Genomic DNA, 17,776 nt, shown 5'->3' with positions numbered 1-17,776 from the left:
TTTGAAAGAAGCCTCTCTGTATGTGGATAACCAAGGTAAGTATCAAACATCCGGTATTTGCAACCATGGTCATGCTGGCGTTGCTGGTGCTGGGCATGGCCTCGTATGGTTTGCTGCCGGTAGAGCGTATGCCGCCTGTGGCCAGCCCGCAGGTGTTTGTGCAGCTGAATTATCCGGGTGCATCACCAGAGGCCATTGAAAACGATCTGATCAAGCCTCTGGAAGAGCAGATCAATACCGTAAACGGGGTTAAGCATATCTGGGCCACGGCGCGTGAAGGCTCGGCCTTTATGTCGGTCGAGTTTCGCATGGATGCAAACTCGGCCAATGGCTTGCAGGAAATCCGCGATAAAGTGGCTTTGATTAAGCCTAATTTCCCTAAGGAAGCTAAAGATCCGCTGGTACTGAAAGCGGATATCAGCGGCGAAGCCGAGCCAGTAGTGCAGCTGGCGTTACGTTCGGGCACGCTCAGCCTGCGCGAGCTGAGCATGTTATCTGAGCAGGTGGTGGTAAAGCGTTTACGCACAGCCCCGGGCGTGGGCAGCATCAACAGCAATGGTTTGGTGAATCGTCAGATTCAGCTGCGTTTGCGCCGCGATGCACTCAATAGCTATGGCCTGGGTGTGGATCAGGTGATGGATGCGGTACGTGAGGCCAATCAGGACGTGCCAGCGGGCCGTATTGTGAATGGTGATCACGAGCAGTTGGTGCGCCTTGAAGGCAAGATTAAAGACCCTAAGCAATTTGGCAAAATTATTGTGGCCCGCCAGGCGAATACCCCGGTTTATCTGGAGCAGGTTGCCGATGTGATTGATGGTGAGCAAGAGCGCAGCTCGATCTCTCGCCTTGATGGCCAGCCGGTGATCAGCCTCGATATTTTCCCGATTCAGGGCAGCAATATTGTTGAGCTGGGCGATGGCGTAAAGGCAGTGGTAGAGAAGATGCAATCTTCCTTACCCGCAGGCGCCGAGCTGACCATAGTGCAGGCAAATTCTAATGAAATTAAAAGTGCGCTGAATCATACAAAAGCCACCATTTTAGAAGGCGGTATTCTCACCACGCTGATCGTGTTTATGTTTTTGCACTCATGGCGCAGTACGGTCATTACCGCTTTAACCTTACCAATCTCGGTGATTGCCACTTTTATTGTGGTGCATGCCTGCGGCTTTTCTTTAAATATGCTGACGCTGATGGCACTCAGCTTATCGATTGGCCTGTTGATTGATGATGCAATTGTGGTGCGGGAAAACATCGTCCGCCATTTAGGCATGGGCAAAAATCATTTCCAGGCCGCCCATGATGGCACCGAAGAAATTGGCCTGGCGGTGATGGCCACAACCTTTGCGATTGTGGCGGTGTTTGTGCCGGTGGCGTTTATGCACGGCATTATCGGGCAGTTTTTCTTTCAGTTTGGGATTACCGTCACGGTGGCGGTGCTGGTCTCGCTGTTTGTCAGTTTTACGCTCGACCCGATGTTGTCTTCTATCTGGCACGATCCAGAAGGAAATCGTTTTAAAAGCTGGCCCCGCATGGGCCGGTTTATGGCGGCTTTTGAGCAAAAGATCGAGTATCTGCATGAGATCTACGGGCGTTTTCTGGCTTGGTCATTGGGCAAAAGAAAAACAGTATTAGCCGCGGCCTGCGTGTTTTTTCTGAGTAGCCTGTTTTTACTTCCGTTTATTGGTACAGAGTTCGAGCCAAAACAGGATTTGGGCTTAGTGCGTATGCAGCTGAATACGCCGATTGGCTCCAGCCTTGCGTATACCGACGATAAGGTGAAGCAGATTGAAGTCTCTTTAAAATCATTTAAAGAAATTGCTTCTGTGCAAACAACGGTGGGCGTGCAAAGCAGCAAGAATATGGCTGAAATAACGCTTAAGTTGGTTGAGCGTAAAAAACGCCGCTCGCAAGACGATATCGAAAAAGAAATACGCAAGGTGGTTGGCCACATCGCAGGCGTAGAGTTATCGGTGGGCGGCTGGAAGCCAATTTTTATTACGGTATTTGGCCCTGATCCAAGCAAACTGACCCAGATCACCGGCGATTTAATGAAGAAAATTGCCAAAATTCCGGGCGTGGTCGATCTGGAAAGCAGCGAAAAAGCCTTTACCCCAACGCTGGCGATCAAAATTGATAACGAAGCGGCCAATGATCTGGGTCTGAATAATGCCCAGATTGGCAGCGCACTGCGCTCATTGATTTCGGGTGAAACGATCAGCCATTATCTGGCCAGCGACGGGCAAAATTATGATGTGGTGGTGCAGCTGGCCGAACAAGACCGCCGTACGGCTTCAGACCTGGGCGATTTGTATTTAAGCAGCAGCAAAACCAATAGCGATGGCTCGCCCAAGCTGGTGTCTTTGCGCCAGGTGGCCAGCTTGGAAAAAAGCACCAGTGCCCAACAATTAAAGCGGCTTGATTTACAGCGCCGTGTTTCGCTTTACGCCAATGTGCAGGGCCGCCCAAGCGGCACGGTAAGTGGTGAAGTGCAGGCACTGCTGGATAAAACCGAATTGCCCGCTGGCTACCACTTTGGCGCTGGCGGCCAGCAGGCCGAGATGCAAGAAGCCTTTGCAGCCTTCGTGGGTGCCATTGGCCTGGCGCTGATCTTTATTTACTTTGTTTTAGCTTCGCAATTTGGCAGCTTTTTACAGCCGCTGGCGATTATGGCTTCCCTGCCATTCTCACTGACTGGCGCTTTACTGGCTTTATTTTTTACCGGCACCACCATTAATTTATTCTCCATGATCGGCTTTATGATGCTGCTCGGTTTAGCAGTTAAAAACGCGATTCTTCTGGTGGATTTTGCCAACACGGCCAAGCGGGAAGGGCTGGCGGTGAAAGATGCTTTACTTTCTGCTGGTCAGGTGCGTTTACGGCCAATTTTGATGACCACCGCGGCGATGATTTTTGGCATGTTGCCGATGTCGCTGGGCCTTGGCGAAGGCGGGGAAACACAGGCTGCCATGGGCCGGGCGATTATCGGCGGGGTGATTTCCTCCACCGTGCTGACGCTGATTGTGGTGCCGATTTTATACGCCTGGCTGGATGGCTGGGCCGTAAAACGCAAGGCGCGCAAAGCCGTGAAACTGGCTGCCGTTTCTCTGTAGCGTTTTAGATGTTTACCTGAAATTGCTCTCATCATTAATCAGGAATAAATGCGATGACTGTATTTAAAAAAAGAACAATTGGCCTTGGCTTATTATTTGTGGTGCTGGCTGCGGGCGGTGTGGCTTTTACTCAGGGCAAGGCGAAAGAGACTAAAGCTGAAGACAAAAACGCCCCGCGTAAACTGGAATTTGCGGCGGCAGATCTGGCTGTGGTGACATTGCGCCCACTGGATCAGTCCATTCCTATCAACGGGGCTTTGCAGGCTGTGAACCATGCATCGCTGCGTTCTAAAGTATCGGCACAGGTAGATCAGGTGCTGGTGCGTGAAGGCGAGGAAGTCAAAGCGGGGCAGATTCTGGCGCGCTTTGATGCCAGCAATATTGCGGCACAATTAAACGAGCGGCAAAGCAATCTGGAAATGGCTAAAGCCGAGCTGAGCCTGGCCGAAAAAACGCATGGCAAAAATCAGACCTTGCAAAAGCAGGGCTTTATTTCTGGTAATGCCTTTGACAGCAGCTCCAGCACGCTGGCAGTCAGCCTTGCCAAATTAAAAGCGATTCAGGCGCAAGTGGCTGTGGCCAAAAATGCCATGGACGATATGGTGCTGCGTGCGCCTATTGGCGGGCAGATCAGTAAGCGCTCTATTCAGCCAGGTGAAAAGGTCGATCAGAATTCTGAGCTGTTTAATATCGTCGATTTATCTGCCATGGAGCTGCAAGTGGCCGTGCCAGCCAGCCAGATTGCCCATGTATCGGCAGGGCAGCTGGCCGAGTTTCAGGTCGATGGCTTTAACGGCAAGGTATTTAATGGCACGGTGCAGCGCATCAATCCGGAAGTCGAAAAAAACTCCCGCGCCATTACCGTGTTTATCGCGGTAAAAAACCCGGCTGGCGCTTTACGCAGCGGCATGTTTGCCAAAGGCCTGCTCGCGCTTGGGCAATCGCAGGCTAAACTCACCATCCCCAATAGCGCCGTACAGGGTGGATCAACTGATCCCTATGTCTACAGCCTGGAAAACGGCAAAATCGCTCAAAAAAAGGTTAGCCTGGGAAGCAATGACGAGCGCAGTGGCTTAGTAGAAATCACCTCCGGCCTGAATGCCGGTGCCAAAGTGCTGGCCAGAAAAATGGATGGTATCAAGCCGGGGATGGTGGCGACTGCGGTGGGGGGGTGAGTTATCTTATTCCTAAGGTATCTGCTAATCCGGGTCTATTGGCGTTTGCTTGAGGTGTTTTTGATGGTTAAGTATTTAATGCTATTTGTTTTTTTATCAGCCAATGCCTTGGCTGCTAACGTTGGGATACAGGAAAAAAACCTCGAAGATAGCGAACGCAGTTTGTTGTTGCGGCTTTGGTACCCGACAGATAGTTTGGCACAGATGGAACCATTATTAAAAACCGACACAGTTTTTAAATCGCCGAACGCGGTGCCAGATGCCCCATATGGTTTGGCGACTCGCCCTCTTATTTTGTTGTCGCATGGTTTGAATGGAAGCTGGGTTAATCTTGCCTGGTTGGCTGAAAACTTGGCAGGGAAGGGCGCTCTGGTGCTTACGTTAGATCATCCTGGAACATCGTTCAAGAGCCGAAATAATGTAGAAACGCCTCGCCTTTGGGAGCGACCTAAGGATATCAGTCGCGCAATCAGCCTATTGCTAGATGATCCTATCTGGAAAACACGGATTGATCAGCACAAAATCACAGTGATTGGGCATTCTATGGGGGGCTATACCGCTTTGGCGTTGGCCGGAGCACGCTTCAATACTGAGCAGTTTCTACAGAGCTGCCAGCAATATCCCTTATTTGCAGATTGTCGCTGGTATATGGCACAGCATGCCTCAGGCAGTCAGCAAGATATGGAATCTGATTTACACGATGCTCGGATTAGCGCAGTAGTTTCTTTGGATTTAGGCTTTGTTGGGGGGATGGATAGGTCAAGTCTGAAGAAGATTAAGATTCCGATTTTGGTCTTAGCTGCAGGGGATCAAGAGCCTTCTTTACCTTCACAATATCAATCACGCTTGCTAGTGAAATCATTAAGGAAAGTGGAATATTTTGAGTATTCAGATGCCAGTCATTTTAGCTTTATTGCTGAGTGTAAGAAAGGAGCGCTGGATTTACTAAGAGAAGAAGGGCCTGGTGAAGAAGTTATTTGTCTGGATTATCAGGGCCGTTCACGTAGTGAGCTGCATGAAGAAGTCGCTGGTGCTATTAGTACATTTTTAAATAAGCAAGCCTTGCTGCCGGCTCAAAATTAATGCCAGTAAGATTTGTTGTCTTGTGTGCGTGCACATGTGTCTACAGGTGAAAAGCTCTCTTTGTCATCCTTGGGTGGGCAAGGTAAAGCGCCTTGCCCACCCTGCATATTGCTTAGATTATTTAAGCAGAAGTCTCTGCACTCGCTGGCCGTAATGCCTGCCAGTCCATTTTACGGGTAAGCACCATCACGCAGCTGAGTAAGGCAAACAGCGTGATACTTCCCATCAGCAGCGCCATATCTTCTGATTGCAAGATGCCATACAGCAGGCCATAGAGCGCTGTTAATACCACGGCAAATCCCACTCCCCGTTGCCATGCGGCCAGTACAAAACTCACGTAATAGCCAAGCAATAACACGGATGCTGCTGCGGCGCTCCAATAGGCTTTGGCAAAGCCCAGATGCTCAGACAGTGATAGGGTCAGCAGGAAAAACAGGGCCAGTGCTGCGCCAACCAGAGCATATTGCACAGGGTGAATCTCGATTCGTCTCATCAGCGCCATTAAAAATACTGCGCCAAAAATCACCAGTACAAATAATTCGGCATATTTAATCGTGCGCTCGTTTAAGACGTATCTGTCTACAGGATCAACAAGGCGCAATCCCAGCGAGGCGGAAGAGCATTCGGAGCTGCTGCATTTGCTGGTTTGAGCACCGCCTGTAGCCAGCTGGCTGGTTTGCCAGCGGGCGCTAAACCCTTGGGCTGTCACGCTGCGTTCGATCGGTGCAAAATTGCCGCTAAAGCTGGGGTGTGGCCAGTTGCCAGCAAGGGCGACATGACTTTCTTTACCCACTGGCTCGATGAGTAATTGCGTGGTGCCGCTCAGTTTAAGGTTGAGCTTGAAATCCAGTGATTGTGCATTATCGGGTAGTGTCACCATGGCATGGACGCCATTGCCCAAGCCAGAGGCGGGTGCTGCCACTGCTGCAGTGCTGTCTTCTGCTGTGTGTGCTGTACTTGCCCCGATTGCTGATTGGGCCGTGCCTGGTTCAAAGTTCAGCGTATCGGCGGCCAGTGTGCCACCCATATTTTGAATCCCGCGTACATCTGACAGGCTCAGTACCAGATAAGGCTTGCCCCAGCGGCTGCTGATTTTTTCACGGCTGGAGCCAGGATGCTGCTCGTAGCTATTGAGCGGTGCAACGGCAAAGCGGCCGGAAAGGATTAAATCACTGCGGTAAATTGGCGCTTCAAAAATGCCGCGTTTCAGGCTTTCTACCGCTAATTGCCCTTTGGCTGAAAACTGCTCGGGGCTGATGATGATATTGCGGCTGCTGGTACTGTCTTCCCATGCGCTTATTTTTCCCTGAGGCGTGGTTTGCTCAACGAGTTTGCTGGTGGTTTCGGTGAGCGGCAGCACCAAGAAGGGCCCTTTCACCGTTTGCTCGCCAGCGCTGAATTGCGAAATCTCCTGCCGCACTTCCTGAGCACGCTGCTGCCGCTCAAAAACCAGATGCCGCACCATATTTAAAACCACAATCATCCCCAGCATCAGCAGGCCGATGGTGATGATTTTCCACTTTAACTTCATGATATTCCCCTGTGCGCTTGTGTGATGGGGGCATTCTGAACGGATGATGTGGAGGGAGAATGCGGGGAATGTGGAGATTGTGTGGAGATGGGGGGTAAAACCCCACCCTTTAACTGCCTCTTCCAGATTTGGGTTTCCGCTATTTGTTAATTCATTGGCAAACAAACCCTCGCCACTACGCCTCCCTCCGCATGATTCGCCAGGCTCACACTTCCGCCATGCAATTCCAGCATGGTGCGGGTAAGGGCCAGCCCCAGGCCGGTGCTTTTCTGGCCGGTGGCGGGGCGGGGCAGGGAGTAGAAGCGCTCAAACAGGCGGCTGAGGGCGTAATCGGGGATAGGCTCGCCCTGGTTGTGGATGGCAATGTGCAGGTTTTGCGCTTCAAGCGTCAGCCCGATATGGATCTGGCCATGCTCCGGAGTGAAGTCCAGTGCATTTTGCAGCAGGTTTCTGATGGCCTGGGTGAGTAAAAAGGCCTCGCCATGAATGATGGCGGCGGGCCATGGGGCGTGCAGTATTTGCCGTGTACCGGCTTGCGGGCTGAGTGCGCCGATCACTTCGTTCAGCAGTTTGGCGACATCTACTGGGGCGGCATCTTTTAACCCGTGCCTTGCTTCCAGTGTGGCCAGCTGCAGCAGACGATCGACAATTTGCTGCATACGGGCGGTTTCCTGGCGGATATGGCTGGTAAAACGGCTGTGATCGCTCTCTTTAAGTGACTGGCCTTCTTCAAATAAAATTTCTGCCGCACCTCGTATGCCTGCCAGGGGGGATTTCAGCTCGTGGGTCAGATCATGCACATAGTTTTCGATATAGGCTTTGCCTTCCAGGCGCTCCCGCATCGTGCCCAGTGCAGTGGCCAGGGTGGTCAGTTCGCGATTGGCGGTAAAGGCAGGTACGGGCACGGTCTGACCCTCGCTCACGGCCAGCGCAAAACCGGTGAGTTTGTTAATACCCCGGCTTAACCACCATGAAAACAGCGCCCCAATAACAAGACCAATGGCCAGCAGCAAGAGTCCCGCCCGCCAGAGTTTGTTTTCACTGCGATCAATAAAGGGCTGCATCGCCCAATTGGGGCGGGCGACGGTGAGCACGCCCACAATCTCTGTGCCCTTGGTAATTGGTGCGGCAACGTGCATTACGGTGGATAGCTCATTTTTTGGATCGGCCAGCGAGCTGCGGGCACCATATTGGCCGCGCAGCGTCAGGTAAACATCACGCCACTGGCTGTAATCCTGCCCCAGCGCCTGGCCGGAGGAATCCATTATCACCTTGCCCTGGGCATCGGTCACATACACGCGCAGAAAGGTTTTATCGCGTGGCACGCCCCACACTTTGGCTTGCGGATTTCTTTCGGCAAACAGCTTAATTGCCTTGGCAAAGCGGCCTGCATCGAGCCGCCCGGCCACAAAATCAGGCTGGATCAGCTCGGCCAGCAGATTGGCGGTATCAACCAGCACTTCCTCGCTGGATTGGCGCACTGCCGGTTTGATTTCATCTCTGACCAAACTAAGCACATAGGCGGCCAGCAGGCTGACCAGCAAAAAGTAACCAAAGAAAATCCGCAGGGAAAAGCGCATTAAACCTGCTCCAGCGCATAGCCAAAGCCACGGTGGGTGGCAATGGGGTCAAGGTCTGCCCGCACCAGGCGCAATTTGGCGCGCAGGCTTTTGATATGGCTATCAATGGTGCGCTCGAAGCTGTCTTCAGCGGCCTCTCCAAGTGCATCCAGCAATTGTGCGCGGCTGAATACCTGGCCGGGATGGGCAAGCAGGGTGATCAGCAGGCGGTATTCTGATGGCGTAAGGGTCAGGTTATTGCCCGCATATTGCACTCGTTTGGCCGCGGCATCGTGCACAAACAGCCCGTTGTGCATAGCAGAATGGCTGATGGCGGCGGTAGGGCTGCTGCGTTTCAGGATGGCTTTCACCCGGGCAGCCACTTCGCGCGGGCTAAAGGGCTTGAGCACATAATCATCCGCGCCTAGCTCCAGCCCTAAAATACGGTCGAATTCTTCGCTTCTGGCGGTGAGCAGCAGCACCGGCAGCTCGCTGTGGCGGCGCAGGCGTTTGAGCACTTCCAGCCCGCTATCGTCCGGCAGGCCGATGTCTAAAATCAGCAGATCAGGTTTTTGTGTCTGAATCGCCGCCTCGCCTTCCCTTGCCAGGCTGTAGCAGCTCACGCTAAAGCCTTCCCGCTCCAGCGCAAAGCGCAGCGTATCGGTGATGGCCGCTTCGTCTTCGATCAGAATGATGGATGACATAAGTGAGGTCGCTCTTATTGGATGACCTTGATTGTAAGTGACTTTGTGACGCGGTTGTCAGCGTATTTCCTGCTATGCTGCATTGCAGCATAAATTTAATCTGCCTGCTTTAAGCTGCGGCTGATGGAGCTGCATCAAACACTGGCGGTTTGAATCCTGCATTTGCAAGGTTTACGCTGCAAAGGGCTGGCTATGACTAAAAAAGTGATTAATCTTGCTTTGCAAGGCGGCGGTGCGCATGGCGCGTTTACCTGGGGGGTGCTCGATGCCTTACTGGAAGACGGGCATATTCAGTTTGAGGGCGTTAGTGGCACCAGTGCGGGGGCGATGAATGCCGTGGTGCTGGCTCAGGGCCTGATGGATGGCGGCGCGATCGGTGCAAGGCAGGCGCTGGATCGGTTTTGGCATGCACTGGCAAACAGTATGCCTGGGGATTTGCTCAAGGGTGACGGAGCAGGCATCAGCACGGTCACCAAGGCAATGCAGCAGTGGACACGTTTTTTATCCCCCAGCCAAATGAATCCTTTTGATTTAAATCCTTTGCGCGATCTGGTTGTAAATCAGATTGATTTTGCCGCTTTGCAAACGCATAGCCCGGTTAAATTATTTATTGCCACGACGCATGCTAATTCAGGCAAGTTAAGAGTTTTTCAAAATCATGAAATGAGTGCAGATGTGATTCTGGCTTCCGCCTGCCTGCCTACGATCTGCCGCAGTGTATTAATCGATGGCGAGCCTTATTGGGATGGTGCTTATTCGGCCAATCCGGCGGTGTTTCCATTATTTGATTACTGCAGTGCCTGCGATATTTTACTGATTTTATTGCAGCCTTTGTGTCTGGAGGCTACTCCTGATTCTGCCAGAGAGATTCAAAGCAGGATTCTGGATATCACTTTTCAATCAGGTTTTTTGCGTGAAATGCAGATGTTTACACGGCTTAAAGCGCGGCGGCCTTTATTTGTATGGTCTAAATTAGACCGGCATATTGCCCGGACGCATTTTCATCTGATTGAGGCGGATTTAGCGCAATTTGATGCCGAATCTAAATTAGCGGTGAATCTGAAATTCTTTTCCACGCTCAAAGATCTGGGGCGGGAGGCGGGGCAGAAATGGCTGGCAGCCCATCATCAGAAGTTAGGTAAGTCGTCCAGCGTGGATTTGGCTGAGGTATTTGCCTGATTGCAGGATTGAACTGAATTTTCGGGAGATTTGTACCTAATTTTGCCATTTGCCAGGGCAATGCGGCGAAAGTAGCCTTGTTGCTGCATAATGTGCATTAACTCAACAACAAAAAAGGATAGGAGTTTCTTGAAACTCCGGATATGGGTAGTAGTATCTTACTGATCGTTCTTGCTTTTCTGCTTGTACTTCTTAACGGCTTTTTTGTGGCCGCCGAGTTTGGATTAGTTAAATTACGCTCTACGCGTGTCAAAGCCATTGCCAAAACTATGGGCTGGCGCGGGCGTATTTTACTGAAGGTTCATGGCGATTTAGATGCCTATCTTTCAGCTTGCCAGCTCGGTATTACCCTCGCATCCCTTGGTCTTGGCTGGATTGGCGAGCCTGCTTTTGTTCAGCTTCTGCAACCGCTGTTCGGTGCGCTGGGCATTATGAACGAGGCACTGGTGCATTCCATTTCCTTTGCTGTTGCCTTCTTTATTATTTCCTATCTGCATATTGTGGTGGGCGAGCTGGCCCCTAAATCCATGGCGATTCGTATGCCTGGCAAAATCAGTATGTGGACAGCCGTACCCCTTTATGCTTTTTACTGGCTGATGTATCCCGCAATCTGGACGCTGAATCACAGTGCCAACTGGGTGCTGCGTAAAGTAGGGCTGGATGCGGCCAAAGGCCACGACAGCCATTATTCTTCTGAAGAGCTTAAGCTGATTCTGCGTACTTCCCAGTCGGATGATCAATATACTGAAGATGATTGGCGCGTATTGGCACAGGCGCTTGATTTCCGTGATCTGGATGTGGCGGATTTAATGCACCCGTTTAGTGAAGCGGTGGCTCTGTCTGCAGGTGCTGATATCGAAACCAGCCTGGATAAAATTGTTCAGCATCGTTACAGCCGCTACCCCCTGCTGGATGAAAACGGCCATGTGCAGTCGGTGGTCCATTTAAAAGATATTTTCTTTGCCATGCGCAAAGGTGAGATGCCGGCGCGTTTGGATAAACTCGCTCGCCCTGTGCAAACCGTCTCGCCGCGTTTATCTGCGTCTGAATTATTTAAACGCTTTCAGCACGGCGCACCGCACTTTGCCGTGGTGGCCTATCAGGATGGCCAGCCGCTCGGCTTTATCACCTTAGATAATTTGCTCGGCGCTTTGGTAGGCGAGATTCGTGACGAATTTCGCCAGGCACAGAATGAATGGTCCAAGATGGATGATGGCTCGATGATCGGTAAGGGCAGCTTAACCATCTTTACCCTGGAGCGAGCCTTAGGCATTGATATCGAAGACACCGATGTGGATTCGGTAGGCGGCCTGATTATGCAGCAGCTGGGCGATTTGCCCACAGAAGGCCAGCGTATCCAGTTTGAGCATTTTGACGCCGTAGTTAAAAAAATGAATGGCCCAAGGATTGTGCTGGTGAGGATTTATCCGCGGGAAATGGTGAGCTGAATGGTGTAAATCAGCACTTTGACGATACGGTTCAAATAAATCCCTGTATGGCTTTACCGCCATCCCCGCATGCCTTTGCCGAAAATCCAGCTGCGCTGCTGGATACGCGATAAAAAGATATGCTTTTTAAAGCCCTGATTAATTATCAGGGCTTTTTCATATCTGCAAACGGGCTATGGTGATAAATAGCAAGATAAGGCGGCCTGTCGTGGAAAAAAATTCATCAGATCCTCAGGTATTAATTATTGAAGATGAGCAAGATATTGCCAGCTTGATTTGTCTGCATTTACAGCAATTACCCGCAGAAATTAGCATCGCCACCGATGGCAAAAGCGGCTTAGCGCTTGCTTTAGCGCAAAAATGGGACGCGGTGATTCTGGATCTGGGCTTGCCCGGAATGAATGGGCTGGATCTTTGCCGCAGCTTGCGCAGCAGTTGCCGGCATATTCCCATCCTGATCCTTAGCGCTCGTGATAGCGAGCTTGATCGTGTTTTAGGCTTGGAGCTGGGCGCGGATGATTACCTGACTAAACCATTTAGCGTGTTGGAATTACAGGCGCGAATTAAGGCCTTATTACGTCGCAGCCAGATACAGGGCGATGTGGATGTGCCCGATCATATTCAAGCGGGAGAGCTTGGCTTAAGCCGTTTACAAAGACGGGCCTGGCTGGCTGGATGCGAATTAACTTTAACCGCCAGAGAATTTGATTTGCTGTGGTTTTTTGCCCAAAACCCCGGGCGTGCTTTTAGCCGCAGTGAATTATTAAAGCATGTGTGGGGCTATGGTCATGATGGCTATGAGCATACGGTTAACAGCCATATCAACCGTTTACGCGCCAAGCTGGAAAAACAGCAGGGCGCAGAGCAGTTTATTCATACCGTTTGGGGAATTGGCTATCGCTTTGAGGCGGCCAAATGAGTGAAAAGTATTGGGGTTTTCTACATGAGGCGATCCAATGAAAGCCAGCCTTTGGCAATCCTGCGCCCGTCTGGGGCAAAGCTTGCATTTTAGAATTGCTCTGCTGGTAATTGGGCTCTTGCTTGGCAGTAATATCGCTTTGCTATTTTTGGGGCGGCACTATGGACAGCAGGCTTCGCGTGAAACCATGCAGGCCATGCATCGTGGCATGGCTCAGTATATTTTATCTAATCAGCCCCAGCCTTTGATTGATGATCAGGGCAAGGTAAATCAAGCCTTAATGCACGATTTAATGATGCATGTGATGGCGATCAATCCTGCTGTGGAAGTCTATTTACTCGATGCTCAAGGGCGGATACTGGGGCATGTACTGGAAGGGGCCAGTGCAAATTTTGCCTTGGGGGAAACGGTTGATCTCCGCCCTGTGGCCCCATTGCTGGAAAAACGCCGCAATGTACGCTTGCCTGTTTTAGGGGAAGATCCCAGACGCAAGGGGCAGAAAAATATTATTTCGGTAGCAGCAATTTCCAGGACAGGACAGACGGGGCTATTGGGCTATTTGTATATCGTGCTGGATGGGCAAGCCAGGCAAAACTTGAATGCCAGCTTGCAAAATTCGGCCGCATTACAGGGCTTATGGCTGAGCGTGCTGATTTCCAGCCTGCTGGCCAGCCTTGTGCTCTGGCTGGCCTTGCTTAAACTGACTCAGCCGCTGAAGCGGCTTACGCAAAAAGTGCAAAAAATTCGCCTTGATGAAGCGATAGGAAATGGCCTCACTGTGCCTGCCACATCATCTGCAAATGATGAAATTAGTGTTTTGGAGCAGGCCATTTTGGCGCTCAATGCCAGAATTGAGGCGCAATTCAAGCGTATTGAGGAAAGCGATCAAATGCGCCGCGAGCTGGTTAGTAATATTTCGCATGATTTACGCACACCGCTGGCTTGCATTCAGGGCTATGTAGAAACGGTTTTATTGCAAGCCGATAAAATAAGCCATGCAGAGCGTAATGAGTTTTTAAAAACCGCGATGCGGCATATCCGCCTGATGGAAAAGCGGGTGATGGAGTTATTTGAGCTTTCCAAGCTCGATTCCGGCCATGTATTGCCTAAATTAGAAGTATTTTGCCTGGCCGAGCTTTTGCATGATGTGTTGCAGGGCTATCAGCTACAGGCCAGGCAGGCTCAAGTGCAATTGCGGCTGGAGGCTCAGCATCAGATGCTGGTGCAGGCTGATATTGCACTGATTGAGCGGGTCTTACAAAATTTAATCGAGAATGCCCTGCGTTATACCCCCGCAGGGGGGGCTGTTGTGGTTAGCCTGCAAGTGAGCGGGCAACAGGTTGGAGTGAGTATTAGGGATAGTGGCCAGGGAATTGCTCATGAGCATTTGCCCTTTCTATTTGAGCGCTATTGGCGCGCCCCGGCGCTTTTTTCTCCACATCATGAGGGGGCAGGCCTGGGGTTGGCGATTGTTAAGCGTATTTTAGATTTGCATGGTGTTGCGATTAAAGTGCAATCCGAAATCAGCCAGGGCACACAGTTTTCTTTTATGCTGCCGCAAATTGCCAAAATTTGATCTTCTTGTGATAGTTTCGTGATGTTTGAAAAATTAGCCAGGCGCAGACTGAATTACCTCAACTGCATTTGGTGATCGTGATGCTTAATCCTCTCCGTTCTAAACGCCTGTTGCTTTCAATCTTGCTTGGCGCGGGTCTGACTGCCTGTGGCGGTGGTTCTGGCAGTACACCGATGCTGGACCTTAATTTTAAAAATTTAGAAAACCTGGGGAGCGCTGCAGTCTATGAAGGCTGGCTGCTGGTGGATGGTGCACCGGTCACTACGGGGCGGTTTACGGTGAATGATAATGGGGTATTAAGCCAAAGCAGTTTTGCCGTCAGCCAAAGTCAATTTGATAAAGCCACGGCCTTTATTCTGACGGTTGAGCCAGCCGTAAACGATGTGGCTGCGCCATCTGATCAGCATTTGGTGGCTGGTGGCTTTGATAGCAGCCGCTACGCTGGTTTGCTCACCTCCCATCCAGCCGCCTTAAACACCGATTTCACCAGTGCCAGCGGCAGTTTTATTTTGGCGACGCCAAGCACGGCGATCACCACTGATAATGACCAGGGAATTTGGTTTTTAAGCGCAGCAAGTGGCCCGGCCCAAGCTTCATTAAAACTGCCTGCCCTGCCTAAGGGCTGGGTTTATGAGGGCTGGGTGGTGGTGAATGGTAAGCCTGTGACTACGGGCCGGTTTACCAACCCGGCTTTGGCAGATAGTGATGGCGCTGGCCCGGGCGCTGGCCCTCTCTCTGGTCCTCCATTCCCGGGGCAAGATTATATTAACCCCGCATTAAAACTACCCGGTGGCATGGCGGTTATTTCGGTAGAGCCAGAGCCTGACAACAGCCCCGATCCATTTTTAATAAAACCCTTGGTCAATACCAATATCCCTGGTGCTACTGGCGGGGAGAATAATCATCCTTTAAGTAACCGTGGCAGTGCCGTTTTACCAAGTGGCTCGGCCGTATTGGTTTACAAGTAAGGATTTGTGAGGGAATGGCCTGAAATTTATCGCAGAGGTTTTTTCTGGCCATATCATCATTTCTGCTTTTACCGGGCGGGCAGGGATGATGATGTTGGGTGGAGGAATACCGGCTGAGCCCCCGGCGGGCAACTGCTCTATAGACGTCCCCCCGTTTATTTGACATGCTTGCATCAGTCTTATTAATCTAAAGATGCCGATGCAAGCTTTTGTCTTTTTGCTGTTTTTTGGCTTACTTTCCACTGCGCAAGCTGCCACCAAGCCCTGCCGTATCGATGGATTTCCTCAGGAAGTACAATGCGGGCAGATTGCCAGGCCGCTGAATCCGGCAGAGCCACAGGGTAAGCAAATCCAGATTCATTATCTGGTGCTGCGTGCGCAGGATAGAAATCAGCTGGCCGATCCGATTTTCTTTCTGGCTGGCGGGCCGGGGCAGAGCGCGATTAATGTGGCGGGCTGGGCAGAGCATCTCTTCAATAAATTGCAATTACGCCGTGATATGGTTTTTGTAGATCAGCGCGGCACGGGCCGATCTGCGCCTTTGGAATGCCCGGAATCGCAAGATTTAAGCAAGCTGACTGATAGCGAGGGTGCGCTGCGCGAAATCAAACGCTGCCAGTCCACTCTGCAAAAATTGCCCTATGGCGATCTGCGCTTTTTTACCACTTCGATTGCCGTGCAGGATTTAAATGCCGTGCGTAAGGCCGAGGGCTATCCGGCTATTAATCTGGTTGGCGTTTCCTACGGTACCCGGGTAGGGCTGGAGTACTTACGCCAATATCCGCAAGCGGTGCGGCGTGTGGTGCTCGATGGCGTGTTGCCACCTGATTACGCCATATCGGGCAGCGATATACAAAAGCCCCTGGACAGCCTGTTTGCTGATTGTAAAAGTGATGCGCGTTGCCAAAGCGCGTATCCAAACCTGGCACAGAGCTGGCGTGATTTGCTGGCCAGTACGCCTAAAACTACCGTGTTAAAACACCCCCGTTTAAATACCGAAGCCAATGTGACCATCAGCCGCGAAAGCGTGCTGGGCATGGTGTCGGCCGTTTTGTATTCGCCAGTGAATAGTGCAGGCCTGCCTTTTGCCATTACCGAAGCGAAGGCCGGGCGCTTTAACCCGCTGCTGGCGCTGAGCGGCCAGACTGCCTTGCCCAATGCGGGCAAGATTTTTGCAGGCATGCATTATTCGGTATGGTGCGCTGAGGAGGCTGGCCGCCTGCCGGTGCTGGATGATGATTTTGGCCGTTTTCGCAGCGAAACCTATCGAAAAGTCTGTGGAGAGTGGCCACGCGGCGCTGTGCCCGCAGCTTTTTATACCCTGGCTAAAAGCGCATCCCCGGTATTGCTGCTGAGCGGCGGGCTTGATCCGGTGACGCCGCCTCAGCACGCGACCCACGTTGCCAAAGCGTTGGGCGCTAAGGCGAGGCACGTGGTGCTGGGCAAATCCGGCCACGGCATGCTGATGCAAAGCTGCGTGGATGATCTGGTGTATCGCTTTATAAATGCAGAAGACGCGCAAAAGGTAGACCTAAGCTGCGTAAAACCTATCCCAAGGCCTGTGGTATGGGTCTTGCCTAAGGGGTAACTCAAGTGCAAATCCAAACCTTGAAACACGGAGTAAAGGAGGGCACGGAGAACGCCTGAAATGCTTTTCTCCGTGTAATTCTGTGTTCTCTGTGGTTCAAGATTTGGGTTTTCAAAGGAATGATTCAATGTTTGTGCAAACAGCATGATTATTGTCGAGCAATTATCTAAGCAATTTGTCCGTGAAGCGGGCCTGGGCTGGCGGCGTTCTAAGAGCGTGGTTCAGGCCGTGAAGGATATTCACTTTAGCGCGGCAGATGGCGTGGTAACGGGCTTGTTGGGCGCGAATGGCGCGGGCAAGACCACCACTTTGCGCATGATTGCCGCGCTGCTGCCTGCGGATTCCGGGCGGGTGCTGGTTGATGGAGTGCAGGTGGAGGCAGGCAAGCAGGCTACGCAAGCGCGGATGGGCGTGTTGTCTGATGCACGGGGCTTGTATCCAAGGCTGAGCGCCCGCGAAAACATTGCTTACTACGGGGTGTTGCACGGCATGAGCCATGACGAAGCCAACGAGCGGGCCACGGCACTGGCCGATGCGCTGGATATGCGCGCCTTGATGGAGCGGCGCTGCGAAGGCTTTAGCCAGGGTGAAAAAATGAAAACGGCACTGGCAAGGGCGCTGGTGCATGATCCGCAGAATATTATTCTGGACGAGCCTACCAATGGGCTAGATGTGCTGGCTACAAGGGCGCTGCGCGAGTTTCTGGCATGGCTGAAATCGCCATCTGGCGGCAGCAAATGCATTCTGTTTTCGACGCACATCATGCAAGAAGTAGAGCGGCTTTGCGATCATGTGGTGATCGTGGCTGGCGGCGCAACCGTTGCACAGGGCACGGTAGCACAGCTATTAGATCAGGCCGCAGAAAGCAATTTTGAAGACGCTTTTGTGAAGCTGGCTTTTGCTTGAAACATTCAATACTGACTACTCAGGTGCATG

Annotated in this window: 13 protein-coding genes; 10 read left to right on the top strand and 3 right to left on the bottom strand. The window is 51.7% G+C overall.

Annotated elements, in window-relative coordinates; translation table 11 throughout:
• Positions 1–20: 20 nt before the first annotated feature.
• The 3 genes from HA050_RS17815 to HA050_RS17805 all read left to right on the top strand — a co-directional run bounded on the left by HA050_RS17815 (position 21) and on the right by HA050_RS17805 (position 5,368).
• Complete coding sequence (locus tag HA050_RS17815) at positions 21–3,110, top strand: efflux RND transporter permease subunit (protein ID WP_166829172.1); 3,090 nt, start codon at positions 21–23, stop codon at positions 3,108–3,110.
• Positions 3,111–3,163: 53 nt separating this feature from the next.
• A complete protein-coding gene (locus HA050_RS17810) occupies positions 3,164–4,285 on the top strand; it encodes an efflux RND transporter periplasmic adaptor subunit (protein ID WP_166829170.1) in 1,122 nt (373 codons plus the stop codon).
• A gap of 63 nt (positions 4,286–4,348) precedes the next feature.
• Positions 4,349–5,368 (top strand): alpha/beta hydrolase family protein, encoded by a 1,020-nt coding sequence (locus HA050_RS17805; RefSeq protein WP_166829168.1) that lies wholly within the window; start codon positions 4,349–4,351, stop codon positions 5,366–5,368.
• 121 nt (positions 5,369–5,489) lie between these two features.
• Here the strand turns inward: HA050_RS17805 and creD are convergent, their stop codons facing one another.
• From creD to creB, 3 genes are all read right to left on the bottom strand, one after another.
• Positions 5,490–6,899 (bottom strand): cell envelope integrity protein CreD, encoded by a 1,410-nt coding sequence (gene creD, locus HA050_RS17800; RefSeq protein WP_166829165.1) that lies wholly within the window; start codon positions 6,897–6,899, stop codon positions 5,490–5,492.
• Between the two features lie 146 nt (positions 6,900–7,045).
• Positions 7,046–8,479, bottom strand: a complete 1,434-nt coding sequence (gene creC / locus HA050_RS17795) for a two-component system sensor histidine kinase CreC (protein WP_166829162.1) — start codon at positions 8,477–8,479, stop codon at positions 7,046–7,048.
• A complete protein-coding gene (creB, locus tag HA050_RS17790) occupies positions 8,479–9,162 on the bottom strand; it encodes a two-component system response regulator CreB (RefSeq protein WP_166829159.1) in 684 nt (227 codons plus the stop codon). The genes creC and creB overlap by 1 nt, the downstream gene beginning before the upstream one ends.
• A 192-nt stretch (positions 9,163–9,354) precedes the next feature.
• Here creB and HA050_RS17785 point away from each other — a divergent pair, with 192 nt between their 5' ends.
• The 7 genes from HA050_RS17785 (at position 9,355) to HA050_RS17755 (ending at position 17,746) form a co-directional block, all read left to right on the top strand.
• Positions 9,355–10,341 (top strand): patatin-like phospholipase family protein, encoded by a 987-nt coding sequence (locus HA050_RS17785; RefSeq protein ID WP_166829157.1) that lies wholly within the window; start codon positions 9,355–9,357, stop codon positions 10,339–10,341.
• A 143-nt stretch (positions 10,342–10,484) separates the two neighbouring features.
• Complete coding sequence (locus tag HA050_RS17780) at positions 10,485–11,789, top strand: hemolysin family protein (protein WP_166829154.1); 1,305 nt, start codon at positions 10,485–10,487, stop codon at positions 11,787–11,789.
• 208 nt (positions 11,790–11,997) lie between these two features.
• Positions 11,998–12,708, top strand: a complete 711-nt coding sequence (locus HA050_RS17775) for a response regulator transcription factor (RefSeq protein ID WP_205836492.1) — start codon at positions 11,998–12,000, stop codon at positions 12,706–12,708.
• A 37-nt stretch (positions 12,709–12,745) separates the two neighbouring features.
• Positions 12,746–14,284, top strand: coding sequence for a sensor histidine kinase (locus HA050_RS17770; protein WP_166829148.1), 1,539 nt, complete (start codon positions 12,746–12,748; stop codon positions 14,282–14,284).
• Positions 14,285–14,364: 80 nt separating this feature from the next.
• Positions 14,365–15,252: a hypothetical protein gene (locus HA050_RS17765; protein ID WP_166829145.1), complete on the top strand. Its 888-nt coding sequence runs from the start codon at positions 14,365–14,367 to the stop codon at positions 15,250–15,252.
• A 199-nt stretch (positions 15,253–15,451) separates the two neighbouring features.
• Entirely contained in the window at positions 15,452–16,840 is a 1,389-nt protein-coding gene (locus tag HA050_RS17760) for an alpha/beta hydrolase (protein WP_205836491.1), read from the top strand.
• Between the two features lie 144 nt (positions 16,841–16,984).
• Positions 16,985–17,746, top strand: coding sequence for an ABC transporter ATP-binding protein (locus tag HA050_RS17755; protein WP_166829139.1), 762 nt, complete (start codon positions 16,985–16,987; stop codon positions 17,744–17,746).
• The last annotated feature ends 30 nt before the right edge of the window (positions 17,747–17,776 follow it).

The organism is Iodobacter violaceini, from assembly GCF_011601265.1.
Lineage (GTDB): Bacteria > Pseudomonadota > Gammaproteobacteria > Burkholderiales > Chitinibacteraceae > Iodobacter > Iodobacter violaceini.
The sequence above is the reverse complement of the archived record's forward strand: the minus strand, read 5'-3'. Positions and strand labels throughout refer to the sequence as shown.